This window comes from Salinactinospora qingdaonensis, from assembly GCF_039539445.1.
Taxonomy (GTDB): Bacteria; Actinomycetota; Actinomycetes; order Streptosporangiales; family Streptosporangiaceae; genus Salinactinospora; species Salinactinospora qingdaonensis.
The window spans coordinates 1-23,907 of record NZ_BAABDD010000013.1 but is presented as its reverse complement, the minus strand read 5'-3'; the positions used below and the strand labels follow the sequence as shown (position 1 = coordinate 23,907).

General features: G+C 69.7%; 15 protein-coding genes and 2 CRISPR repeat arrays. Of the genes, 6 read left to right on the top strand and 9 right to left on the bottom strand.

What is annotated here, in order from left to right; translation table 11 throughout:
* The 4 genes from ABD848_RS14660 to ABD848_RS14645 all read right to left on the bottom strand — a co-directional run bounded on the left by ABD848_RS14660 (position 1) and on the right by ABD848_RS14645 (position 9,506).
* Complete coding sequence (locus ABD848_RS14660; RefSeq protein WP_344972119.1) at positions 1 to 5,832, bottom strand: type I polyketide synthase; 5,832 nt, start codon at positions 5,830 to 5,832, stop codon at positions 1 to 3.
* A gap of 404 nt (positions 5,833 to 6,236) precedes the next feature.
* A complete protein-coding gene (locus tag ABD848_RS14655) occupies positions 6,237 to 7,193 on the bottom strand; it encodes a hypothetical protein (RefSeq protein WP_344972118.1) in 957 nt (318 codons plus the stop codon).
* A 401-nt stretch (positions 7,194 to 7,594) separates the two neighbouring features.
* Complete coding sequence (locus ABD848_RS14650; RefSeq protein WP_344972116.1) at positions 7,595 to 8,173, bottom strand: sigma-70 family RNA polymerase sigma factor; 579 nt, start codon at positions 8,171 to 8,173, stop codon at positions 7,595 to 7,597.
* 706 nt (positions 8,174 to 8,879) lie between these two features.
* Positions 8,880 to 9,506, bottom strand: coding sequence for a hypothetical protein (locus tag ABD848_RS14645; protein ID WP_344972114.1), 627 nt, complete (start codon positions 9,504 to 9,506; stop codon positions 8,880 to 8,882).
* Between the two features lie 514 nt (positions 9,507 to 10,020).
* A CRISPR array of direct repeats spans positions 10,021 to 10,354; the repeat unit is 29 nt; unit sequence GTACGCCCCGCGCATGCGGGGATGGTCCG.
* A 1,862-nt stretch (positions 10,355 to 12,216) separates the two neighbouring features.
* Here ABD848_RS14645 and ABD848_RS14640 point away from each other — a divergent pair.
* The 3 genes from ABD848_RS14640 to ABD848_RS14630 are packed head-to-tail and all read left to right on the top strand — an operon-like array spanning position 12,217 to position 14,488.
* Entirely contained in the window at positions 12,217 to 12,855 is a 639-nt protein-coding gene (locus tag ABD848_RS14640) for an ATP-binding cassette domain-containing protein (protein ID WP_344972112.1), read from the top strand.
* Positions 12,852 to 13,709, top strand: a complete 858-nt coding sequence (locus tag ABD848_RS14635) for a metal ABC transporter permease (protein ID WP_344972110.1) — start codon at positions 12,852 to 12,854, stop codon at positions 13,707 to 13,709. The genes ABD848_RS14640 and ABD848_RS14635 overlap by 4 nt, the downstream gene beginning before the upstream one ends.
* Positions 13,673 to 14,488 carry a metal ABC transporter solute-binding protein, Zn/Mn family gene (locus tag ABD848_RS14630; protein ID WP_344972108.1) on the top strand — a complete coding sequence of 272 codons (816 nt, stop codon included), beginning with the start codon at positions 13,673 to 13,675 and terminating at the stop codon, positions 14,486 to 14,488. Before ABD848_RS14635 ends, ABD848_RS14630 begins: the two co-directional genes overlap by 37 nt.
* A gap of 70 nt (positions 14,489 to 14,558) precedes the next feature.
* On the opposite strand, the gene ABD848_RS14625 is transcribed toward ABD848_RS14630, so the two are convergent.
* From ABD848_RS14625 to ABD848_RS14605, 5 genes are all read right to left on the bottom strand, one after another.
* Positions 14,559 to 16,256 (bottom strand): class I adenylate-forming enzyme family protein, encoded by a 1,698-nt coding sequence (locus tag ABD848_RS14625; RefSeq protein WP_344972106.1) that lies wholly within the window; start codon positions 16,254 to 16,256, stop codon positions 14,559 to 14,561.
* The gene (locus tag ABD848_RS14620; RefSeq protein ID WP_344972103.1) at positions 16,253 to 17,998 is read right to left on the bottom strand and encodes a CoA transferase; all 1,746 of its coding nucleotides are present in this window, start codon (positions 17,996 to 17,998) and stop codon (positions 16,253 to 16,255) included. The genes ABD848_RS14625 and ABD848_RS14620 overlap by 4 nt, the downstream gene beginning before the upstream one ends.
* A 438-nt stretch (positions 17,999 to 18,436) precedes the next feature.
* Positions 18,437 to 19,600 carry an MFS transporter gene (locus tag ABD848_RS14615; protein WP_344972100.1) on the bottom strand — a complete coding sequence of 388 codons (1,164 nt, stop codon included), beginning with the start codon at positions 19,598 to 19,600 and terminating at the stop codon, positions 18,437 to 18,439.
* 302 nt (positions 19,601 to 19,902) lie between these two features.
* A complete protein-coding gene (locus ABD848_RS14610; protein ID WP_344972098.1) occupies positions 19,903 to 20,097 on the bottom strand; it encodes a DUF397 domain-containing protein in 195 nt (64 codons plus the stop codon).
* Positions 20,094 to 20,870, bottom strand: coding sequence for a helix-turn-helix domain-containing protein (locus ABD848_RS14605; protein WP_344972343.1), 777 nt, complete (start codon positions 20,868 to 20,870; stop codon positions 20,094 to 20,096). The genes ABD848_RS14610 and ABD848_RS14605 overlap by 4 nt, the downstream gene beginning before the upstream one ends.
* A gap of 357 nt (positions 20,871 to 21,227) precedes the next feature.
* On the opposite strand from ABD848_RS14605, the gene ABD848_RS14600 reads away from it, so the two are divergent.
* The 3 genes from ABD848_RS14600 to ABD848_RS14590 all read left to right on the top strand — a co-directional run bounded on the left by ABD848_RS14600 (position 21,228) and on the right by ABD848_RS14590 (position 22,748).
* The gene (locus tag ABD848_RS14600; protein ID WP_344972096.1) at positions 21,228 to 21,680 is read left to right on the top strand and encodes an ATP-binding protein; all 453 of its coding nucleotides are present in this window, start codon (positions 21,228 to 21,230) and stop codon (positions 21,678 to 21,680) included.
* Between the two features lie 6 nt (positions 21,681 to 21,686).
* A complete protein-coding gene (locus ABD848_RS14595) occupies positions 21,687 to 21,962 on the top strand; it encodes a hypothetical protein (RefSeq protein WP_344972094.1) in 276 nt (91 codons plus the stop codon).
* A 210-nt stretch (positions 21,963 to 22,172) separates the two neighbouring features.
* On the top strand, positions 22,173 to 22,748 hold the full coding sequence (locus tag ABD848_RS14590; protein WP_344972092.1) for a hypothetical protein: 576 nt from the start codon (positions 22,173 to 22,175) through the stop codon (positions 22,746 to 22,748).
* A gap of 160 nt (positions 22,749 to 22,908) precedes the next feature.
* A CRISPR array of direct repeats spans positions 22,909 to 23,808; the repeat unit is 28 nt; unit sequence GTGCTCCCCGCGCACGCGGGGATGGTCC.
* Positions 23,809 to 23,907 lie beyond the last annotated feature (99 nt).

The following is a 23,907-nucleotide window of genomic DNA, read 5'->3' as shown; positions in this document are numbered from 1 at the left end:
TTACTCCTCTCCGGCGAGGACGGCGAAGACGATGGGGTCGGTCCGGTCGTTGACAGTGGTCACCCAGGTGGCGATAGCGGCATCGCCGGCCGACAGCACCACCCAGCCGGGGGAAGAGACGGTGTCGAGCGTGAGAGCCTGGTCGGTGGCGCCTATCTTACGTAGGCACTCGATCGCCGCCCAGACCCGCGTTCCGGCCACCGCAGCGGTTTCGCCCGTTTCGGCACATACCAGATCGCGTAGGGCTAGCTGCGCTGAGCCGAGCAGGCCCTCCCACTGTGCCTCGTCGCGTTCCACCGCAGGCTCCAGGTCGCAGCCGAGCCGCCCACTGCCGACCACGACCAGGGTGAGTCCGGCACCGTGGGAGGCCGAGAGCGTGCCTGCGTCGATCTCGGGCTTGCCGTCGGGCCGGTAGTGCAGCCGAGCCGGCCGTCCCAAGGCGCGGCTGGCGGCCAGCTCGGTCTGGACCCGCCGCTCGGGTGTGGCCGCAGCGCCGGCCGTGACCGGGTCGGGTTCGACGACGACCGTGCGGCTGCCGCCGAGAATCCCTTCCAGGGCGCGCTCCAGATGGGAGCCCAGCAGGGTGGGGACCCATGGCCCGCTGCCGTCGCCGCGGCGTACCGCGCGCAGCCGCAGCCCGTCCCAGCGCTCCACCAACGTGCCGGAGGGGGTGCGCACCTCCAGGTCGTAGGTGTAGCTGTCGCCGTCTTGGCAGCGTTCGCGCGCGTCGAGCACGACGTGGTCGGTGTCTTGGGCGGAGCGGTCGGCCAGGTGGAGGCTTTCGATGCTTTCCGGCAGCAAGGTGGCGTCGGGCACGCACGCCTGTAGGGCGTGCATCACGGTGTCGCGGGTTCCCGGGTCGGCCAGGAGCAACTGCTGCGGCAGGAACGCAGCGAACCACGGCGCCGGAGGAGTGGTGGAGATTTCGGCGACCACGCGGCGGGCGCCGGCATGCCGGTAGGACAGCAGGCGCTGGAAGCGTTTGCCCTGGAACAGCACTCCGCCGTACAGCTCGGTGACCGGGTCGACGGGCACCGCCGGCAGCAGGGTGGCCTCGGGCTGGGGGCCGGTGGGCAGCTCCGGGCGCGGCCACCGCACGGTGACGCGGAAGTGGTCGGCGCTGAAGCCGGTGTCCTGGCTGCGCAGCACCACGTCCACCGCGCCGTCCTCGCGGACGAGGCAGGCCAGCCTGACGGTTGTGGCGTCTCCTGGCCGCACGACCACGGGCCGCAGGAACTCGGCCCCTTCCAGCACCGGCGGGCCGGTGTGGCCGGTCACCGCGGCGGCGACTTGCGTCATGGCCTCCATGCCGATGACGGCGGGGAACAGCAGATCGCCGTCGAGGAGATGGTCGTTGAGGTAGGGGTCGCCCCCTTCGGTCAGGTCGGCCTCGGTGATCAGCTCCACGCCGGGGTAGTGGACCAGCACCCGGTCGGCGAAGCGCAGCAGCGGCAGTTCCCGCTGGCGCATCGTCAGTGTGGGCAGCCCGCTGGCCCTGCCGCTGACCACGAGCAGTGGGCCGGCCGAGGGGTCGGCGAGCACTCGCCGCAGTAGCGCGATCCCGCTCTCCGCCGAGATGGGGGTGATGCCTTCGCGCTTGAGCGCCTCCACAACACCCAGGCGCTCGCCCATGCCGGCCCCCGACCACACCGACCACTCCAGGGCCAGTACGCGCGCTCGCGGATGCCGGCGCTGGAAGTCGAGGGTCAGCTCGCTCATCCAGTCGTTGGCGGTGGCGTAGTGGCCCTCGCCGCGCAGCCCGGCGCGGCCGATGATGCTGCCGAAAGTGACCAGCAGCTTGATGCGTTCGGGGTCCACGGCCGACAGCACGGCGCGCAGGCCGGTGACCTTGGGGGCCAGCGTCTGGCGCAGGGCTTCCTCGGTCAGGGCCGACAGCGCGGTGGGCTCGTTGCGGCCCGCGCCGTGCAGCACCGCGGTCACCGGGCCGAGCTGTTGCTGGAGCCGGTCGACGGCCGCGGCCACCTGCTCGGCGGAGGTCACGTCGGCGCGTTCGTAGTGGTAGTCGATGCCGGCGGCGCGGACCCGCTCCAGGTTGGCCGCCAATTCGGTGTCGTGGGCGGGGTCGGCGCGGCCGAGCAGCGCGAGCTTGGCCCCGGAGTCGGTGGCCATGGCCAGCGCGCACTCGGCGGTGATGCCTTTGCCGCCGCCGGTCACGAGCAGGACGTCGTGGGCGGCCAAGGGCGAGGCCCCCGCTGGTGGTTCGGCGACGGGGCGCGGGGCGAGCACCGGGACGGTGCGCGTGCCTTCGGCGTCATAGCGGGCTTCGACGAAGCCGGTGGTGGCCGCCGCTTCGGCGACGACGCGCCGGGTGGCCTCCTCGACACCGGCGGGGGTGGCCGGTTCGGCATCGGCCAGGTGGACCAGCGTGGTCGCCACGGTGGGGGCCTCAAGGTGCAGGGTCTTGGCCAGTCCGGCGGCCCCGAGCCGGCCCTGGACCGCGACGAGCCGGCCACCGCCGGCCGCGGCGGTTTGGGCGGCGGCCAGCGCGAGGCCGACGTGGTCCTCACCGCCCTCGGTGGGCAGGCACAGCAGCACGCCGTCGCCGATGCCCGCGGCGGCCAGTGCGGCGCGCAGCGGCTCGGCCAAGGGGTGGCCAGGCGGGGCGTGGACGCTCCAGTCCCCGGTCGCCGCTTCGGCGTCTCGAGGGACGGCCGGTGGCAGCGGGGTCTCGACGTCGTCGACCGAGAACGCCCGCACCCAGGGAGCCACACCGGCCGCCTCACCGGCGTTCTGGCCGCCGTCTTGGGCTGTCTCGGCCAACTCGTCGATCATGCGCGCCAGGTCGTCGAGGTTGACGGTGGCAAAGCTCGAGGTGGCCTGTAGCGCGGGCCGGCCCAGCTCCTGGGTGACCTCGTTGACGATCTGACCGACTGTGATCGAGCTCAGGTGCAGGTCGTCGAGAGGGTGGGTGTCGGGACCGACCGCTTCGAGCGGCAGCTCCACCCGCTCGGCCGCCAACCGACGCAGCAGCTCCAGCGTTCCGGCGCCGGGGTCGGACTGGTGGGTGTCGCCCGGCGCGGTGGCGGTCTCGGCGGGCTCGACGGGCTCGGCCGCGGGCGTGGCGTCCAGCCCGGCCCCCAGCTCGGGGGCGCTCTCGCAGGGGTTTTCCAGGAAGGTCATGGTGCCGTCGAGCGGCAGGGGCCGGGTGAGCCGGCCCGCGAACAGCGCCGCGGTGTCGATGCGCACGCCAAGCGCGTGGGCGGCGCCGAGAACCCCCAGCAGTGGGGCGAACGATTCGCTGTCGGTGTCGAGGGCCAGCACCGGCGTCTTCGCGGCGATCGACTCCATCAGGCCGGTCAGGACCCGGCCGGGGCCGACCTCTACGACCAGGTCGGCGCCGTCGGCGGCCGTAGCCGCGGCCTCGTGGAAACGCACCGGCCCCACGATCTGGTCGCGCAGCAAAGTGCGCAGGTCGGCGGTGGGTGGAAGCTGCTCGCCGGTGACGGTCGAGATCACGGGGCGGCTGAGCCGGCCGAACTCGACCTCGGTCAACCGCTGCTCCATGACAGCCGCGGCGGGCTCGACGAGCGGCGAGTGGAAGGCGTGGGAGACCCGCAGCCGCGAGGCCGAGACCCCGTCGGCTTCAGCTTTGGCACACACCCGTTCCACGGCCTCGGCCGGTCCCGAGATCACGGTCTGCTCGGGGCCGTTGTAGCCGGCGACGACCACCTCTTCGCCGTGGCTGAGTTCGGCCACCCGGGTGGGGGTGGCCACGAGGCCGGCCATGGCTCCTCCGCCGTGGCTGGCCGTGGCCATGGCCCGGCCACGCTCGGCGGCCAGGGCGAGCAACTGGGTGGGCTCCATCGCGCCACCCCAGTACAGCGCGGTCAGCTCACCGAGGCTGTGCCCCATGGCGGTGTCGGCGTCGAGCCCGAGGCCACGCAGGACCCGCAGCCCGGCCAGCGAGCCGGCGACGATACGCGGCTGGGCCACCTCCGTGGCCACCTGGTCGCCGCCGATGGGCAGGTTCGCGGCGCGGAAGGTCTCCTCCGCGGCGGGGAAGCGCCGCCGGATCGCGCCGCCCGCGCCCCGCCCCGAGCCTTGGCCGGGGAACAGGTAGGCGATCCGGGGCGGCGCCGAGCGGTGGGCCAGGAAGATGCCCTCTCTGGCGGCGATGACGTCCTCTTCGCCCGCCGCGATCAGCTCGCGCAGCCGCGCCAGCCGGCGTTGGGCCGTCTCAGGGTCGCCGGCCACGACGGCGGCGCGCACCGGCCCGCCGGACAGGTGTGTGGCCAAGCCGGCGGCGAGGTCGGCCAGCTCGGCGATGGCCAGTTGGGCCGCGAAACCCGCGATACGGCCGACCTGCTCGTCCAGCTCGGCGATGCTGTGGGCGTCGAATAGCAGCAGCTCGGTGTCCTGGCGGCCGGCTGTCAGCCGCACGGTGCGCTCGTCGAGGCCGTCGCGGCGCTCGCTGTCGGGGGCCTGTTCGACCGCTATGTGGGTGTTGATCCCGCCGAAGCCCATGGCCGACACTCCGGCGCGTAGGGGACGGTCGGCGGGCCACGCCACGGGCTCGCGCGGCACGTACATGGCCGGCGCGTCCTCCAGCAGCAGCGGATGCGGGTCATAGTGGCCCGTGGCGGGTGGAATCACCTGGTGGTGGACGGCGAGGCAGGCTTTGATGAGACCGGCGATGCCCGCCGCCGCCTTCGTGTGCCCGAAGTTGCCTTTGACGCTGCCCAAGGCGGCGGGCGGCGCCGTGGCGTCGGCCTCGCGGCGGGCGGCGGAGAGCGCCTCGATCTCGGTGGCGTCACCGAGGGCGGTCCCTGTGCCGTGGCCCTCGAAGTAGGAGACTGTGTCGACGCCGTAGCCGGCCCGGTCGTAGGCGCGGCGCACGGCGAGGCGGTGGCCGGTGGCCTCGGGGCGGGTGATGCCGCCCTTGCCGTCGGAGGAGACCGCCCACCCCGCCAGGGAGGCGTAGATCCGCGCGCCGCGGGCGCGCGCGTCCTCCTCGCGCATCAGCACCGCGACGCCGGCTCCCTCGCCGGGCCAGAAGCCGTTGGAGCCACGGTCGTAGACCTTCATCTCGCCGCTGGCCAGCGCTCCGGTCTTGGCGAAGCCGATGACCTCGAAGGGGTCGATGGACAGGTCGACGCCGCCGGCCAGCGCAACGTCGAGGTCGCCGTCAACGAGTGCCTTGGCCGCCGTCGCCACGGACAGCAGCGAGGAGGAGCAGGCGCCGTCGACGGTGTAGCCGCCGCCGCTGAGGTCGAAGTAGTTGCAGATCCGGCCCGCGATGGTGTTGGAGAGTCCCCCGGCGAGGGAGTCCTCGTTGATCCCCGGGAAGGGGGCCTTGTAGCGGGTTTCCAGGTCGCGCAGGAACGCCCCTGTCTCGTCGTCGTCCCAGCCGCGCTCGGCCAGAGCGGCGGCCACCGTGCGGCGAACGTAGGGCCAGCGCAGCCGCATCGTGTTCGCCCGGGAGAACTCGCCGGTGAGGCTGTTGCCCAAGACGACGCCGGTGGCCTGCCGGGGAAGGCCCTCACCGTCGGGGAAGCCCGCGTCGGCCAGTGCTTGCGCCGCGACGTCGAGAGCCAGCCAGTGCGTCATGTCCGTCGACCGGTAGGTGCTGCCGGCAATCCGGTACGCGACGCGATCGAATTCGTAGTCGCGTAGCACAGCGGCTTTTTCGGAATAGAACCTGTCCGGCGCCTCCGGGTCCGGCGACCAGTAGTCGGCGTGATTCATGCGCGTCTCCGGCAGGCGCCGGAACGCCCGGCGGCCGGCCAGCACATTTTCCCATAGCTCACCGGGAGAAGCGGCATCGGGATACCTCAATCCGATGCCAACGACAGCAATCCGTTCGCCATTCATATTTTCACCAAACTCCGGGAAATCGCCCTACACTCCCGCGAACAGGAAGCCCACGGCCTCATACTCATCCTTCGGAATTAAGCATGCGCGAAAAGAAAGCTGACGTCTTCTTCGATTATGCCCCACCACGGAAAGGGAATTCCACAACAGCGTAATTTATGCTAAACACCTAGGGCACACCTCCACCGAAATAGCCCGAAGAAATAGCGGTTACGCTGCGACGATGACCCTTCGCGTCTGACGCATTACTCACCATCCCCAGTGGTGTCGGCACCGGCGCCGCAAGTGAGAAGAAGGGGGCGAACCAGCGAAAGGTAACAATGAAAAAGATCGCCCCGAGCGGTGGCGGCACCACCGCTCGAGAGCGATCTCGGAAGCCGGCGACGGCGCGCCGGAACACACCGTTACCAGTCCACGACGGGGTACCACCCGTAGCCGTGCAGCGCCGGGAGGCGCACATCCCAGTAGAGGAAGGTGAAGCTACCGACCACGAGGAAGGCGACCGCCGTTATGACGGTGATCCGTGACGGTTTAGCGGTGAGCCAACCCACGAAGCGTCCGCGGGTCCCGTGTACCAGCAGCAGGAACAGCAGTGTCACCACTGTGATGTTGCCCAGCGACTGCAACAGGAAGACCCCCGCCCCGTAGAGCGGGTTACCGACCTCGACGGCGTAGGAGAACATGACGCGGAACAGCGGAAACGGTCGCCCGATCAAAAAGCCGCCGATCAGAGCGCCGATGGCCACCAGACGTGCGTTGGGGAAACGCACCGACAGTCGCGTGAAGGGGTCGGGCACCACACGCAGCGCGGCCAGCCCAAGATAGGTGAAGGCCAGCCCCACGATCCCGAACACGACAGAAGCCTGCATCAGGCGCGGGGAGATCCCTTCGCCGGAGGACTCGGCCAACTGGGGAAGCCCGTCGCCGATCATCACCCCGATCGCCCCATATGAAGCGGAGACGATCCCCATGCCAAGGGCGAGCCAGCCGACGGCCCGCAAGGTCTGCGAGATACGGACAGTGCTGCGGCCCGCCTCTTCGGACGCGCCACCGGAAGAGCCCGACATGGGTGCGATCGCGCCGAACGCGGCGATGTTGCACGCGGTGAACGTGCCCGCCAAACCGGAGACGAACGCGAAGACGGTCCCCGACACGAGACCGGCGAGGGGAACCTCCTTAGCGTCATAGCCCAAAAGCGTGTTGGCGACATTGTCGCCGATCACGCTGTCCACGAAGTGGTAGGACCAGATCGAGGCAAGGGCCGCGCCGACGAGGATACTGACGACGATGAGGACCCACCTGTTGCGCGGCAGGTCTGAGCGTACGGGGGAAGACACGGCGTTGGAATCGACTTGGGCCACGGAAAACCTCCCACAACTGGGAATATAGGCCAAACAGGGCCACCCAAAAATCGAAACCCGCCCCAAAGGGTCAGGGCGGACATTCAGTTAGAAATTATACCGAAAAATATTCCCCCAAAAAGAGGACAAGCAAGAGAAAGAGCAATTCAGCAACCAGCGAGAAGCTTTTCTCATTTCTTGCAGTGGGCGGGGGGAACACTCGACCGCCCCGCCCCCATAGCACGCATCCATCGCCGGAGGCGTCTCCTGCCGAGCCCGAAACGCCGCAAACCACGACCCGCGGGCGGGCACGGCCGTGTCCAAAGAGCCCCTCCCCACGGCCAACCGGCGCCAAGGAGAAGCCGAGGGAGAAGCGGCACCGTCGCCTCCCGCCGCTGCCGTGACGCGGGAGACGACGCCGCTCAGGATGTCGCGGTGATGGTCGGTGACTCGGTGGCCGCCGTGGACTCCGCCGCGCGCAGCGCCCGCACCAGATCCTCGCGCGCCCGAGCGACACGCGAACGCACCGTACCGACCGGCAGCGAGAACATCCGCGCCACCTCGATGTAGGAGAACCCCTCCAACTGGGTCAGGACAAAAGCGGTACGCCGCTCCTTGCTAAGGCCGGCAAGCAGGTCCAGCAGCGCCACCCGCTCGTCGAAACGCTCGGTCGGCCGGGGCAGGTGGCTCTGCACCGCGTCCCACTCCGCCACCCCCGACGTCTGGGGGCGGGCGGACCGCTCCCGGTAGCGGTCCGCCACTGTGTGCCGGGCGATCGCCAACAGCCACGAGCGCACCGAAGACCGCCCGGCGAACCGCGGCAGCCCACGCAGCGCCCGCATAAAGGTCTCCTGGGTGAGTTCCTCAGCCCACCGCGGGTCGGCCATCGCCGCGATGAACCGCATGACATCGCGACGTGTCTCCTCGATGAGCCGCTCTAGCGCCGACACGTCGCCGTCCCGCGCCGCCATGGCCAACTGCGTCAGCTCCGCCTCATCCACGACGCACCCGCCGAGACGGCACCCGTGCCCCCCAACGGCACAGCACCGGGGCACAGCGGATGGTGCGGTGAACCGGGCGGGAAACGCGGCGTGCCGCAACGGCTGTGGGGTTTCCCGCAAGGGGCACGTCATAGAGGGGAGAAACCGGGCGGGAAACGCGGAGCGTCGCAACGGCCCAGCGGTGGCCGGACGCGACGACGCCGCTCGCGAGCGCTTGCCCACGGCCGTCGAAGGCCATACGCGGAGGCGCATCGCCTTCGGGCGACAGCGGCCAAGCCGCCGGGACACCTCGACCCCTCATACCGCGGCCCCGGGGCGCCTCCCGCCCGAAGCCCCCCGAATCCGACACACCGGCGACACAACCGCACGAACACCGCGGCACGACGCCGAAAACGCTCTGTTCCAGCACGAACGTCATAGGTCTCCTTCCAGTGGTCGCGCCTCACCCACCGTCCTCCAGCCAGACCGGTGGCTCGTGCGGCCCGTCATGGAGGCAGCGGCGATGGCACAGCCCGCGCGGTGCCCCACGGGGCAGCGCGCGGGACGCGGGCGAACGGGGCCTCGGCACGCACGACCGGCCCGGCGCCCCTCGACGCCGGCCCTGTACCTGGCTCTCCACACCGCCCGCCCACGCCACCCAACCGGCGGCTCCACCCCTGCCGCATCGGCGGGACACGGGCGTGGGAGACGGGCATTGGGCGGCGGGTCAGGTGGGAAGCGGCTCGGGTGGGCCGCGCAGGACCACGGTGTGGCGCAGGCAGCGCACGACACGGTTACCGTCTCCGCGTCTGGGGCGCAGCGGGGCGAGTCCGCGGTACCGGTGGCTGGGTAGGGCGCCCACGACGAGCAGGACCGGCAGTAGCAGCGTGGCCGCCAGCCGCAACAGCGCGAACAGCGCGGCATCGCCACGGCGCAACCACCACGCGCCGATCGAGGCGCAGAGCAGGTGCGCCACAAACATGCCCACGTCAGTGGCCGGTGCCATGGCTGTCGCCGGGGCGGTGTCGGCTCCGGCGGGCGGCACCGCCGCCCGCACGGCGGGGTGGGCGGTGAGAGGATCGGCGGCCGAAAACGCCGCGGACTGGGCGTAGCCGAACACCGTGTGCAGCGCGGCTTGCGCCCACACCATCCAGCACAGGATCGCGCCGAGGCCCCGCTCCCGGTCGGCGCCCGCCCACGCCAACACGTACACCAGCGCGAAGCCGACGGCCGGGCCAAGCAGCGGCAACTCGCGGGCGGACATCATCGCGTGCCCGGCCATAGCCACCCCGACGCACGCTGAGGTGAACACTCCGGCGCGCAGGAACCGGAACTGCGGCTGCGCGGACACCATGCAGACCATGGTCGCACCACGCAACCAACCATGACCGGCGGATCGGCAACTCTGGCGACGCCAACGAGAGTTCTGCCCTTCTTGTCGCCCCACCCGGTAAGGATTCGGAAGCAACAGGTCGGGGTGGCCTCACAGGGGGCAAACGAGAAAGACGTGGGGTGGAGATCCTTGCCCCTGTAAAGGACGGGCGCCCCCGCGCAAGTGAGCGGGCCCGAGCAGGTGGGGGCACGCTCGCGCCGGTGGGCGGGCATTCTTGCGTAGATGGGTGGGCGCGCTCGCTGTAGGGCAGTAGGTTTACCTCGTCGACCACCCGTGCGGGGGTGGGAGAACCACCTCTCGCCTACAAGCGAGAGCCCTCAGAGGAAAGGCTCAGGAGAGAAGAGGTGTAAGCCCTGCCGGTAAGGTTCGACGGAGCGAAGTTTTGACACCCCACAGCGCTACACCTGTTTTGTCCGTTTATCGACAAGTGAACAAAACGGCCACCCAGCCCCGATAAAACCGCAGGTCAAAAAGGGTACGCCCCGCGCATGCGGGGATGGTCCGTGTGAGGGCGTAGTGTTCTGCGTCGGCGGCCCGTACGCCCCGCGCATGCGGGGATGGTCCGCCGGCTTCGCGCTCCCGGTCGCGCTGATGTGGGTACGCCCCGCGCATGCGGGGATGGTCCGTAGCCGCCAAGCTCGCCGACCCCGCCGAGGTGGTACGCCCCGCGCATGCGGGGATGGTCCAGGAGCGTGCCCAAGAGGCTGAGGAGAGACAGCGTACGCCCCTCGCATGCGGGGATGGTCCTGGAGGGCCTCACCGGCCACCGCTCCCCCGCCGGTACGCCCCGCGCATGCGGGGATGGGGCTGTTGCTGGCGGGGGCGTGTGGTGTTCCCCGCCGCTCGTGCCTCGATCGCTTCGCGATCTCGGCAGCCTGGGGGGCACAGTGGCTGGGGAGACACGGTGGCTGAGGCGGCGCAAGATGTGCGAGAGCAGGGGGTTGAGGTGGCCTCAAACGACGTAGGCAGCCACCAAAGCGGAAGAACGTCGCTATAGCTCGGGACACAACGGGGACAACCTCCCCTGACACGGCGGCAGGCTGCACCCCAGGCACAGCCCACCCCTTCAGGCCCTGAGAAACGCCAGCCAGCAACACTCCTCCCCCAGACACAACCCACCCTTGAGCTGCCGAGATCGCGAAGCGATCGAGGCACGAGCGGCGGGGAGCACCACACGCCCCCCTCAAGCCCAAAACCGCACCGCGCCCCCAGCCATAGTGCCTCGACACCCCCTCAACCTCGGTGTTGTCTCGCCGAGGCAAATCCGGCGACGAAAGCAACCAAGACGAGCAGGGGTGGAGCGCCCCAGCAACGGAGCCAGTCTCGGAAGTGAGGCCAATAACGAGGCAACGACGGCCAGCAGTGGGTGAACGGGCACCACATCGGTGCTGTGCGCTGGGGGACCGACGGTAACGGGAAGCAGCGAAGACGGGCGGTGGGATGGGGCAGCCTGTTACATGCGGCCTGCTTTGAGATGGGGCGCAGCTCAGGGGAGCACAACGACCCACATCTCACCAGATGAGACACACGAGGGTGGATTGAGCACGGACTGTGCCCAGTGCCGCGTTCCCCGCGACACTGGGCACAGCCACCCGACAAAAACAGCGCCGCAAAAGCGACACCCCCTCTCAGAGCTCCTCGCAATAGCGGCGCGAATGTCCAACATGCGACCCCCATGCGAGAACAAGCGTTCTCACCGGCCAGGGAACCGACACAACAGGCCAAAGCGGGCACTAAATAGTTGGTGGCTGCGCTCAGCGTTGCCGTGATCACGATGAGAGTCGCCGTTCGGCGATCCTCGGCCGCGAGAATCGCCGAGCGGACACCTTTCGCGGCGATCTTGCTCCACCAGTCACCCCTTCTTCACCCCTGGCGAAGCCCCCACCCACCGGAACCAACCCGGCGCCACCCCACCCCCACTGGCCTTCGCCGCTCCTCGCTGCCAGCACCAACCCCAGCGGGCCGGAACCGACAACCGACCCGGCCCGCACCCACCTCATCTTCGTCGCCTGTCTCACCGGCGCCAGCCCACGTGCTTGCCAGGAGGACACCAATCGCCCCTCGGGCTCCCCGAAACCCAAGTTCCCCGAATCGCTCTCCCCGAGGCGCCGTCTCAGTGCCCCGTTCGGCTCCCTGCCACCTGTCGATATAGCTCTATGTCTTCATTTTTTCACTCAAAGTAAAATCACTTTAGGTGCTGACAGCACCGCCCATCCCGCCCCAGCGCCACCTACCCGCTTCCGCGCCCTTCCCTATCTCCACCTCCATGCCGTCTCCCCCTTCTCCCCCTTCCGCATCTCCCTCGCCTCCTGACTCCTCGTGCCCTTCCCGCTCCCGACACCGGCCCGGCACCTCCGTCCCGTCCCGCAGCACTGCGACGGAACGGGACGGAGGTATGCAGACCAGAGCAGCGGCAGGGAATCGGCCAGCGGGAAAACGGGGGGTAGGAGAGCCGACAGGGGAATGTAACTCTCCGCCGACGAGCCGACCTCCGCTGGCCATACCCCATACACCCCGGTTTCGAGCTAGGCAGCGAAAGTAACGCAAACGGTTTACTTCGCCAAACATATTTGATCGGGGAATTTCATACCGTTAGGTGCGGTTCCCCCATGCCGCAGTCGGCGGCGGCGCGGGGAGGCTAGCCGTGGCAGCGGGAGCGAGCGGGAGGGCGATGAGGGCGGGAGCGAAGGTCCGCGTGGCGGGGGTGAGCTGCGCGCATGGGCCGATCGTGGCCGTGCGCGGGGTGGACGTGGCGGTGGAGGCAGGCGAGAAGGTCGCGCTGATCGGCACGAACGGTTCGGGTAAGACGACCCTGCTACGCGCGATTCTCGGCCTGCACACCCGCACGCGCGGCGAAATCGCCGTGGACGGGCACGTGGCACGCTCGGCGGCCGACTGGGCGCGCAGACGCCGGGAATGCGCGTGGCTCCCGCAGCGCCAGTCGGCCGGAGCGTTCCCGCTGTTGGGTGAGGAGCTGTTGGACAGTAGCGGCGCCCCTGCCGCCGCACGTTCGGCCGCGGACCAACTGGGGGTGGGCCACCTGCTGCGCCGGCCAGTGAGCACCTTCTCGGGTGGACAGTTGCAGCGCACCCACTTGGCGCGCGCGGTCGGGTGTGTGGCGGCCGGAGCGCGGGCGGTGCTGGCCGACGAGCCGACCGCGGCGCTGGACTTCCAGGGGCGCGCCGAGGCGGCGGAGGCGCTGCTGGCCCTGCCGGTGACCGTGCTGGTGGTGACCCACGACCAGACCTTGGCCCAACGGTGTGACCGGCGCTTGGAGATGGCGGCCGGACGGCTACGGGAGGTGACGTGATCGACCCGGCGACGCTGCCCTCGTTACTGGCGATGCCGGCCGTGCAGCGCGCCATGCTGGGGCTGCTGCTGGGGTCGGTCGGGTTGCCGATCGTGGGCGTGATCATCGTGGGGCTGGACATCATGCCCGTGCGGTTCGCGATGATGCACGTGGCGCTGCTCGGTATCGCGGTTGGGCTGCTGACGGGGCTGGATGCGACCGTGTGCGCGCTGGTGGCGTGCGCGGCGGCGGGGGCGGGTATCAGCCCGCTGGCGCGCAACCCTGGCGGGCTTTCGGGCGGCATGGGGATGCTGATGAGTTTGGCGATCGCGGCTGCCCTGCTGGTTCTGGCGGTCTCGGGGGTCAACGCGGCGGGGGCGTTCGAGCTGCTGTGGGGCTCGATCCTGGCCGTGCAGACTGTCGATCTCGTCGTCCTGGGTGCGCTGGCGCTCGTGGTTCCCGGCCTGTTCGTCGTCCGGCGGCGCCAGCTTGCGCTGCTGCTGCACGATCGTGAGTTGGCGCTGTGTTCGGGGGTGCCGGTGCGGGTGCTCACGCTCGTGCTGCTGGTCCTCGTCGCTGTGGCTGTGGCGGGCGCGATCCGGCTCACGGGGGCGCTGCTGGTGGATGCACTCACGCTGTTGCCCGCGTTGGCGGCCCGCCGGTTGGGAACCTCGCTGGCCTCGATCGTCGCGTGGGCGGTCGGCGTGGGGCTCCTCACGACAGCGGCGGGTTTCCTTGTCGCGCTACTCTTCGACCTTCCCCCGGGACCGGTGCTGGTGCTCATCTCGGGCCTGTTCGCACTGGTTGTCCATATCGTCCCCGAAAGGAACACTCGGTCATGGCCTACCGCATCCCCCTCCACCTCGGCGCATTGAGCGCGGTCGCGCTGCTGATGGCCGGCTGCGCCTCGCCTGAGGACACCGGCGCCGAGCCCGACACTTCGCAAAACGACGGGCCGGCGGTGGTGGCTACCACCACCTGGCAGGCCGCGTTCGCTAGGGCCGCCGGCGCCCAGGACGTGACGGTGATCGTGCCGGTGTCGGTGCAGCACGCGCCCGACTACGACCCCAAGCCTTCCGACCTGACGGCGGTCGCCGGCGCTGACTTCGTGCTGTACAGCCCGTTCGAATCGTTCGCTTCGGAGATCACCGAGGCGGCCGGTGCCGAGGCCGAGACGGTGGAGGTCGACGCCGACAACTCCCCCGACGTGGTCGCGGCGGAGGTGGAACGGCTCGGTGAGTTGTTCGACACCAGTGAGGCCGCGCAGGGCTGGCTCGGAGCTTTCGAGACGGCGCGCGAGGAGATCGCGTCGGAGCTGCGTGAAGAGTGGCCGGGCGATTCCGCCCCCACGGCGGTCAGTCAGGTCTACACGGCGTGGGCGGCTGAGCTTGCCGGCGCTGAGGTGGTGCAGACCTACGGTCCTGAGCAGCTCACTCCCGATGATGTTGCGACGCTGCGCGACGCCGAGCCGGAGTTCGTGTTCGACAACGTGCACATGTCGACCGGGCCGGTGCTGCCGGATTCCGAGGCGGTGCAGATCGACGTGGTCAACTACCCCAGCGAGGGGATGGACCTGATTGGGCTGTACCAGCAAAACGCCACCCTGATCGCTGCGGCGTTCAACGGTGAGGGCTCGGCGGGCTCGGGCTCCTGACCGGCAGCGCATGACCAGCGAGGGTGGGGCCGGGCTGTGGCTGCCCCACCCTCGCTCTTCCTTTCGTTGTCTAGGTGTCAGTGGGGGCGGTTTCGGGGAGCTGGGCGCGCAGCGCGTCCTTGTCGACCTTCCCGGCGGGGGTCAGCGGCAGTTGTTGCACCGCCACCACGTGCTCGGGGTGCTTGTAGGCGTCCAGGCCCGCCCGGGCCAGGTGGGAGCCGAGCTGTTCGACCGTGGGGCAGTGGTCGGGCGCGACGACCAGGGCCGCAGCCAGCCGCTCCCCCATGAGCGGGTCGGCGACCCCGAAGCACACGGCGTCGCTCACCCCTGGATAGCTCCGGATGTGTTCCTCCACTTCGGTGGGGCTGATGTTGGCCCCGCCGCGGATGACCACGTCTTTGAGCCGCCCGACGACCCGCAGCTCCCCACCTGCGGTGAGCACACCGACATCGCCGGTGCGCACCCACCCGCCCGTGGTCCGGTAACGGGCGTCGAGGTCGGGCGCGCCCACGTAACACATCGGCGTCATGGGGCCGCGGGCGATGATCTCGCCGGTCTGGCCGGCGGGCACCTCGTTGTGGTCGAAGTCGACGATGCGGATGTCGGCCACGCGCGGATTGGGTTTGCCGGCGGCAACCCCTGGGCCGGAGGTGTCGAGTGGGTCGCCGGCAAGCCCGGTGTGGCAATTCACCCCGTCGGCCGATCCGTAGAGGTTGACCACGGGGCAGTCGAACGCCTGCCGTGCGGCGTGTACGGTGGCCGCGTCCAGCGGGGAGCCGCCCAGCACCAGCGCGGTCAGCGAGGGCAGGGCGGGAGGAGACAGCGGAACCGGTTCGGACTCTCCGGGCGACTCGGCCGAGTCCGGCGGCGCGACCGGGTGCTGCTGCCCGGCTGCCAGCAGCATCCGGACCATGGTGGGCACCCCGAGCAGGTGCGTGGGCCGGTGGGCGGTGATCAGTTCCAGGGTCTCCTCGGCCTGGAAATGCCGGCTGAGCACGAGGGTGCCGCCGAGGCGGGCCAGCGTCACCGAGGTGGCGTTGCTGCCGAACGCCGAGGCCAACGGCACCAGGAACATGGCGCGCAACACCTGGTCGTCGTGGCACAGTTCGGCCATGAAGTTGCCTCGCCCACCGGCTAGGGCGTTATGGGAGTAGGCGACCATTTTGGGCTCGGCTTCGGAGCCGGAGGACACGAGGATGCGGGCCGCCGCGTCGGGGTCCACGCGGGGCAACTCGGGACGGTCCCGCTGCGACGCGGAAGCCACGGTGGCCAGGGCGAGATTTTCGTCTTCACCGACAGCCACGACCCGCCGCAGATCGGGCAGCCCTTCGCGCAGCTCCTCGGCGACCGTGGCGGGGAAACGGCCGCGGTGGTGGGCAGCGGCGATGATCATCGCCGTGCCGCTGCGGCGCAGCAGGGCGGCCACCTCGTCTTTGCCCCGCCCGACCGGCACGGGCAGCGCGACCGCGCCAACAGCGGCGATAGCTAGTTCACACGTCACCGCCGCCAGCCCGTTGGGCAGTTGCACGGCCACCACGTCGCCCGGTTCGATCTCCAACGCCAGCAGCCCGGAGGCGGTCTGCCGCACGAGCAGATCCAGTCGGGCATAAGAGGTCGAGCCGTGGTCATCGACCACCGCCACCCGGTCGGGACAGACCGCGGCCCACCCGCGAAACAGCGTGTAGATGTCCAGGTCGGGATAGTCGCCGCGGCGCGCCCATTCGCGGCGCAGCGCGGCGGGGACAAGATCGGGCAGCTCTGGTCTCAACGCAGCCTCCAGGGGGTGGCGACGGCGACAGCGCCGTGACTGTCGCGAGAGAGCAGCCCGGCGATCCGCGGATCGTCGGGAAGGGTGGTGAGGTCGGTGGTGACGGGCGTGGCTGCGACCCCTTCGGAGCGCAGCCGGCGCACCACGTCGGCGTTGGTCGCGCCCGGCGCGAGGGTGAGGGGCACGGGCGCGTCGCCGCGGGTGGCGACCCAGCCGTCTCGGGTGGCCACAAGCCGGGCGGGGCGGGGTTGCGGGCGGGCCGCCAGCGTGTGGGCAGCGCCCAGCAGCGAGCTTTCGGCGCGGACGCCGCGGCCGGAGCGCAGCCGGGCGAGGAGAGCGGCCAGCACGGTCTGGGCGCCGAGGAAACCTCCCAGGACGTCGAGGATGGTCATCAACGAGGCGATTGAGCGCGTACCGGTGGACGGCTCGATCGTCGAGGTCGCGGTGTGGGCCTGCACCATGAAGTCGGTCCCCATGGGGGCGTCGGCGATGCCGCCGCCCCACCCCGACGTGTGGGCGTGGACGATGCCGGGGTTGGCGCGGGCGAACGCTTCCGCGTCCAGCCCCAGTTCCTCGGCTTTGCCCGGCGCCCAGTTGTGTAGGAACACGTCGGCTCCGGCCGCTAGGTCGAGCAGTTGGGAGCGGCCGGCGGGGTCTTTGATGTCGATCTCCACGGCGTCTTTGCCGCGGTTGAGCGCCAGCCAGCGCGCCGACAGTTTCCCGCAGGTGGGGGGCATGCCGCGCAGCGGGTCGCCGCCGGGTGGCTCGATGCGGATGACGGTGGCGCCGAGCAGCCACAGCAGGTGGGCGGCCATCGGCGCCTGGACGCGCCTGCCGGCTTCCAGCACCGTGACTCCCGCCAACGGCAGCCCCGCCTCCATGGGCTGCCGTAGGCGGGGCGAAGGCGGGGCGGGGGTGAGCGCGCCCAGGGTCCACCAGACCGGCTCCTCGTCAGCGGCGGACTTTCGGAGGGGGTGCTCCTGCGGGGTGCGCACGCGCGCCAGGCTGGTGCCTGACATCCGCGCCGCCGTGCGTACCCGCTCCCAGGTGCTGGCGGCGGCGACCGTGCGCAACTCTTCGGGCAGTGGGGCGCAGGCGGTGGCGTAGCGGAACTGGAACGGCGCCCATCCGGCGCTGATCGCCTCGCGGGGCGCGCCGAGTTCCCGCCAGAACGCCGCCCACGGTTCGGTGGTGAGGGCTTCGATCTCGAAGGCCACCCCGTCGGCTGTGGTGAAGGTGGCACCACCGGGGGCGATAGCTACCGCTTCGGCGTCGGGGGCGCAGGTCGCGGCGAGGTACTGCGACACCGACAGCAGGGCGCAGGCGTCGGCGGCGACGTCGACGAGAGTGGGTGGCATGCCTCGGCTGCGGGCGATCTCGGCGGCGAGGACGCCCATCGCGGTGGCCGAGGCCGCGCACGCCGTCACGTAGTCCATTGCCAGCGCGACGGGACGTCCCGATCGGCGGCCGTGGACGTGCATGAGGCCGCAGGCGGCCTGCGCGGTGGCCTCGTCGGCGATGCCGGTGGGGCGGCCCGCACCGGAGGACCAGCCCAAGCGGGTCTGGCTGCCGTCCTGGATGGTGAAGGACGCGCTCGGGGTGGGGTGGTGGTCGCCGTGGCGGGCGTCGACGCGGGCGCCCAGCGCGGCCAGGTGGGCGCTGACGTGGCGCCGCAGGTGGGGGTTGCCGGTGGCGCTGATGTGCACGTCGTCCAATGGACGCGGCAACTCATAGAAGGCCATGGTCTCCCTTATGCGAGTGCCGAGGCCGGTGCGGCGCCGGCGAGCGGAATCGCTCCGGTGACGGCGGCACCGACCTAATGGTCTTAAAACATGTCGGAGCCGGGCCGGAGTTAGTTCCGGAGTATTCGCAAAAAGTGCTTTCGAGAGAGGACGGCACGGCTAAGGAGCCGGGTGAGAAATAACCAGAAGACGCGCTTTTGCAATAAAACAGGCAATCAGCTGTTATGCGAATCGAGCCTCAGAAACCTCTCGTTTAACAAACTGGACATTCGGTCGAATACCGCAACAGACTGCGGGGTTGGCGCGCCAGCCCCGGCGACACGGCCCCAACGGCCCAAGCTGACGAAGCCACCCGCCCTCGGTGACAGAGGTTGGCGGGCGGCAGCCGGCCGCTGTGGGGCTGACGAGCCGCCCGTACGGGCTGCGCGCCGGCGCGGCTCAGGCCACGGCCCGGCGGCGTTCCTCGAGGCGCCACGCCAGCGCCACCGCGCCCGCAAGCGCGAACTCCGCGGCCACCAACAGCCACCCCACCTGATAGCCCACCGTCTCCACGAGCAGCCCGAACAGCGGCGGACCCACCGCGAACCCCGCGAAGAAGCCCGCCGAAACCAGCGCCGAGTCCTGACCCGCCCGGCCGCCGGTCGCCCGCCGCATCACGACGACCATGGAGATCGCGTTGGCCGCCACCGCGAACACCCCGATCAGCGCCGCCCCCGGCCACACCGCCCACGGCACCAGCGGCGCGACCGCGAGCAACAGCGCCGCCACCACGGAAAGCCAGGCCAGCAGCGCGGGAAACCCGTCAGGGCCGCGCCGCCCGCCGGCAGCCCGCGACCACGCCACCCGGCCCGCGACGCCGGCCACACCCAGCACCGCCACCAGGGCGCCCGCCGCCAGTTCGCCCAGCCCCAACTCCACTGCGGAAAACAGCGAAAGGTGAGCGTTGACCGAGGCGATACCACAGCCAAGCAACACCGAGAACCCCGTGAGCCAGGCCACGGCCCCGCGCGGCACCACCGCCACCCGCGGCGGGGAACGGTGCTCGTCCACAGGCAGTGCCAGAGCCGCCCACAGCGCCATCGCCAGCGCGGTCACCGAAGCCAGCGCCACCGCCCGTCGCCAGTCCGTCGCCGCCGCCAGCGACGCCAACGGCAGACCGGCCGCGAACGCGCCCACCTGCACCCCCGACTGTTTCCACCCGGTCACAGCGCCGCGGCGTTCGGGGCTGAACGTGGCCATGATGACCTTGTTGGTGGCCGGGTTGGCGAAAGCCTGCGGCAACCCGCCGATGGCCACCGCCACGAGCAGCACCCACACGTTGGGGGCGGCGGCGAACAGGCCCAGCGCGAACGCGATCAGGGCGAACAGGCCCAGGACGCAGGTGCGTGGCCCCAACAGGTCAGTGAGGTAGCCCGCCACCGGCGACAGCAGCGCGGCGGTAGCGAACCCCACCGCCACGGCCGCGCCCAGCAGCGGCGGCCCCACCCCCAACTCGGCGTTCAGGTAGGGAGCGAACGCCCCCAACAGGAACAGTTGCAGCATCGAGTAGGCCATGACGGCGGTGAGCAGCACCGTGAGGAAGCGGGGCGGGGGCGAGGGCACCAGAAGACCTCCGGAGAGAGCGCACGACCAACAACCAACCAGAGGAACAGGCCACGCAGCGGGCGCGTGAGCGGCACCGACCCCGGCGGATGCCCTAGCTCTCCGGAGACCCGCTCACCTCACCCGCCCCGCTTGGCCCGTTCCTCCCGTCCACAAAAGATTCGAGACGACGGGAAGAATAGTTTCCCCACCCACAGACAAGAATCGGCGACTCGGGTCTACGGCGGACTCCCTCCACACCCTGTGCACGACAAAGCCCCCAGGCAACACACCCAGGGGCCAACAAGAACCCACACCACTCGCTACAGTCGGTCGCACTTCACCTCAGAAAGTAGAGCCGCCCACTCCGCAGCAGAGAACGCGAGGTGCCCACGCGCGCGGTTTTGGGTATCCCTGACCAGCATCGCGCTAGGCAATTCTGCAACTTCGACGCACTCGCCGTTAGCGTTGCTGTAGCTGGACTTGTGCCATGTTAGCCCCGCTAGCTCGCTGCTCATTGGAGTTCTCCTTTTGCCCTCTCTATTAGGTCGCGTGACTCCTCAGGAGGAAGCGCTACCCCCCGAAGGTCGCTGTAGAGCCTGGCACAGTGGTTGATCTCATCTCGTTCTTCCACTGGAGTTCCAGACAGTACGTGCTCTAAGTACAGGACATCATTGCCTTCACTGTCCTGCAACAGTCGGAACGGCCCAGACAACCCTGGATGCTGCTCTGCGGTGAAGGGGACGATTTGGATGGTGACCCGGGGAGCGTGCGACATCTTGAGAAGCTCGTCTAGCTGAGGACGCATGACGTCGGCTCCGCCCACCGGACGGCGTATCACCGTTTCGTCCAGCACGACCAGCAGTAACGGGGGACGTTCCTGTTTGAGGATGTCTTGTCGGGCCATGCGGGCAGCCACGATCCCGTCAACTTCGTCGTCCATGTCGGTCGGCCGACCGTTTCGCACGATCGTCCGTGCGTATTCCTCAGTCTGAAGCAAGCCAGGGATCAGCACAGGATGCCACTCTCTGACCTCCACGGCTTGGCGCTCTAGTTCCAAGACATCCCGAAGCCAGCTTGGGAAGCGGTCTTTGTTCAGCGACTCCCACAGCCGTATGAGCTTTCCATCTGTTGAAAGATGGGCATCGATTTGCTTTAGATAGTCCGGTTTGACGCCCCGGATACCTCGCTCGATTGCACTGATCATGCCGTAGGTCATGCCTACTGACCTTCCAAGATCATCTTGCGAAAGCCCAGCTTGTCTCCTTAGTCGACGGATCTCGCGTCCCATGCGCGCCCACTTCGGCTTAGGTTTGTCAACCATAATCAGCATTATTGAACAGGCCTTCAACTCCACTCAACCTGAATGAACAAAAAGATCTTGTTGAGTTGAATCTCTGGAAATCCTTGTTCTGGTTGAGGCATTGTTGATGCCTGAACCGCGAACGGTCCTGCCAGGTGTGACAGCACCTGGCAGGACCTGAGCCCTTCGACCTGGATAGAGCAGGTGAGGACTTGTGACCAAGGTTAGCGCTGTTAGCGCCCGGTTTTCCTGGCAACCCTCGCATCAGCAGAACCCGCAAGCGACACCCCCCGAGCGTTCGCGCCGTCGTCGCGTGCGCCCTTACGTGTTGAGGGGGGTGCGGTGATGGAGCCGCAGCCGTGGCAGTGGGTAGGCGGGTTTCCCGGAGCCCCGGGGAGTGTGAAGGTCGCGCGTGACTGGCTTGATGCGGTGTTGAGCGGTGTTGATATCCCCGACGAGCAGGCCGCCACGGCGGTGTTGCTGTTGTCGGAGACCGCGACCAACGCGGTGCGCCACACTCACAGCGGCGATCCCGGTGGGGTGTTCACGGTGCGGGTGTTCCTGTGGCCCGCTGTGGGGTGCCTGTGCGTGCAGGTCCACGACGCCGGAAGCGCCACCGTCGCGCGCCGCCACCCCCACGGCGAGACCATCGACAGCGGTTATGGACTGGCGTTGGTGGAGGCCTTCGCCCACACCTGGGGAGTCTTAGAGCCCGAGGCCGGAACCGGGGTGTTCTTCGACCTGATGTGGCAGCCCGAGCCTGAGCAGGCGGCGCCGGTCAGCGCGCCGGGGATGTGAGCGGTGATGGAGGTCTACCCCAGTGCTGCCGTGCGTGCCATGCGCATCGAGTTTCCCGACTATTGGATCTATCGCACCGAAGCCCCCTGGTGTGCGGGCTATGTGGCCGTGGCCGGCGAACACGCCCTGAATAAAGGGTTGGCGCCGATGCTGGCCGACACCACCCCCAGTGGGTTAGAAGCCCGGCTACGCCGCCAGTATCCGCCCCCGCCGCTGCCCAAGCGCGATCGCACGAGGCGCTATTGGCGCCCGTGGCCGGGGCGTGGCCCGGCTAGGGAGTAGCCCAAGACCGCCCGGTCGGCCCACGAGGGTCCCCCGCGTGGGGCTCCTGTTGTGGGGGCGTGCGGTGACCGTGGGAGGGGGCCGCACACCCCCACCCGGGTCGACCGGGCACCCCCCGTTGTTCTGTGTTTGTTGCTCTGTGCCTGATCTGTGTGTTGCACACACCCCTGCCCGACCTGTGTGTTTCACCCGTGAGGAAAGACCCTGTTCATGACCACCACCCCCAACGAGCAGCCCCACCCATCCCCCGACGCCCAGTCCCCCGCATTCCCCGACGAGCGGCCCTGCGCATCCGCCGACGCCCAGTCCCGGCAGCATCCTGCGTTGGCGCGGCTGCATCGCTACAGCCCTCCGGAGGAGTTTCGGGTGGCTTATGAGGCCGGGATTGCCGTGGCGGCCATGGCCGCCCACACCGGCTGGAGCCTGCCCACCATCTACGCCCGCCTACGTGCTGCGGGCACCGCGATGGGGCCGGGGGCGCGCCCGCATGCCCTGCTCAACACTCTCGAGGTCATCCGCCTCTACCGCGATGAGGGCTGGTCGATGAACCGTCTGGCCGCCCATGTGGGGGTCAGCCTCGACACGATCAGCCGCCGCCTGCACGCCGCCGGCGTGGTCCGCACCCCCCACACCCCCAGCCCCACCCGCCTACACCCCGACGATGAGACCTTCGTGCTGTATCGTCGCGGGGCTCATCCCCGCGACATCGCCACCGCGCTGGGCCTCAACCCCCGCACCGTCCAAAGCCGCCTGACCAAAGCCCGCGCCCGCGGCTGGATCACCTAACCACAACACCCACCGCAGGCCCCCAGCCACGGCTACACTGCCGACCATGGGACACCAACCAACACCTCTGCGCGCTTTGCGACCTATGGGTTATTTGCCCGATTCTCAACAAGTGGTCAAAACAGCCATTCACCGCTGATAGCGCCGCAGGTCAACGAGGGTGCTCCCCGCGCACGCGGGGATGGTCCGCTGGCGGCGGCCATGGCCATGCGTCCGGTACTGTGCTCCCCGCGCACGCGGGGATGGTCCCGCTCGGTGGCTTCCTGGGCGGCGATGGCGGCCGCCTCGGCGGTGCTCCCCGCGCACGCGGGGATGGTCCCGACGAACTGGCCGGCGATGAGGGCCGCGGCATGTGCTCCCCGCGCACGCGGGGATGGTCCGCCTGCCGGTGGCGATGTATCGGCGCAGCGAACGTGCTCCCCGCGCACGCGGGGATGGTCCTCCAAAATGACTTTTTGGTAATCGAGTCTGCTAGTGCTCCCCGCGCACGCGGGGATGGTCCCCACGGCACCGACAGCAGAGCGAAGAGTCTCATGTGCTCCCCGCGCACGCGGGGATGGTCCCCGGCGTTCAATACTTCACCTCTGACGTGCCAGGTGCTCCCCGCGCACGCGGGGATGGTCCCGTCGCGCCGGTCCACGAACTCCTCGGCCACCAGGCCGGGCCGTGCTCCCCGCGCACGCGGGGATGGTCCCCTTCCGCAAAGTCACCGACCTGGCGCCGGTGTGTGCTCCCCGCGCACGCGGGGATGGTCCCCGATAGACCGTGACACCGTCATGGTCTACACCGTGCTCCCCGCGCACGCGGGGATGGTCCCGGCACCGCAGCGGTGCGGCGGTGGCGGCAATCGTGCTCCCCGCGCACGCGGGGATGGTCCCTTGGCGGTGCGTTTGATCTCTCTGAGCCAGTTGTGCTCCCCGCGCACGCGGGGATGGTCCCGTCTTCGACAGGTCGCGGACCCTGCGCAGGTAGTGCTCCCCGCGCACGCGGGGATGGTCCCCTCTTTCCAGAATCCCACCAAGCGGACAATACGTGCTCCCCGCGCACGCGGGGATGGTCCGTATGTCTCCGCCCCCTCACCGTTGAAGGTGCGGTGCTCCCCGCACAGGGGGTGGTTGTGCTTGGCGGGGTGGGAAAGTGCGTCGTCCGCTCGTGCCTC

What these genes read in the sequence shown, in the direction of transcription:
- ABD848_RS14660 (WP_344972119.1), bottom strand. Translation starts at nt 5,832, where the DNA reads ATGAATGGCGAACGGATTGCTGTCGTTGGCATCGGATTGAGGTATCCC.
- ABD848_RS14645 (WP_344972114.1), bottom strand. Translation starts at nt 9,506, where the DNA reads ATGGTGTCCGCGCAGCCGCAGTTCCGGTTCCTGCGCGCCGGAGTGTTC.
- ABD848_RS14640 (WP_344972112.1), top strand. Translation starts at nt 12,217, where the DNA reads ATGAGGGCGGGAGCGAAGGTCCGCGTGGCGGGGGTGAGCTGCGCGCAT.
- ABD848_RS14630 (WP_344972108.1), top strand. Translation starts at nt 13,673, where the DNA reads ATGGCCTACCGCATCCCCCTCCACCTCGGCGCATTGAGCGCGGTCGCG.
- ABD848_RS14620 (WP_344972103.1), bottom strand. Translation starts at nt 17,998, where the DNA reads ATGGCCTTCTATGAGTTGCCGCGTCCATTGGACGACGTGCACATCAGC.
- ABD848_RS14610 (WP_344972098.1), bottom strand. Translation starts at nt 20,097, where the DNA reads ATGAGCAGCGAGCTAGCGGGGCTAACATGGCACAAGTCCAGCTACAGC.
- ABD848_RS14605 (WP_344972343.1), bottom strand. Translation starts at nt 20,870, where the DNA reads ATGGGACGCGAGATCCGTCGACTAAGGAGACAAGCTGGGCTTTCGCAA.
- ABD848_RS14600 (WP_344972096.1), top strand. Translation starts at nt 21,228, where the DNA reads ATGGAGCCGCAGCCGTGGCAGTGGGTAGGCGGGTTTCCCGGAGCCCCG.
- ABD848_RS14595 (WP_344972094.1), top strand. Translation starts at nt 21,687, where the DNA reads ATGGAGGTCTACCCCAGTGCTGCCGTGCGTGCCATGCGCATCGAGTTT.
- ABD848_RS14590 (WP_344972092.1), top strand. Translation starts at nt 22,173, where the DNA reads ATGACCACCACCCCCAACGAGCAGCCCCACCCATCCCCCGACGCCCAG.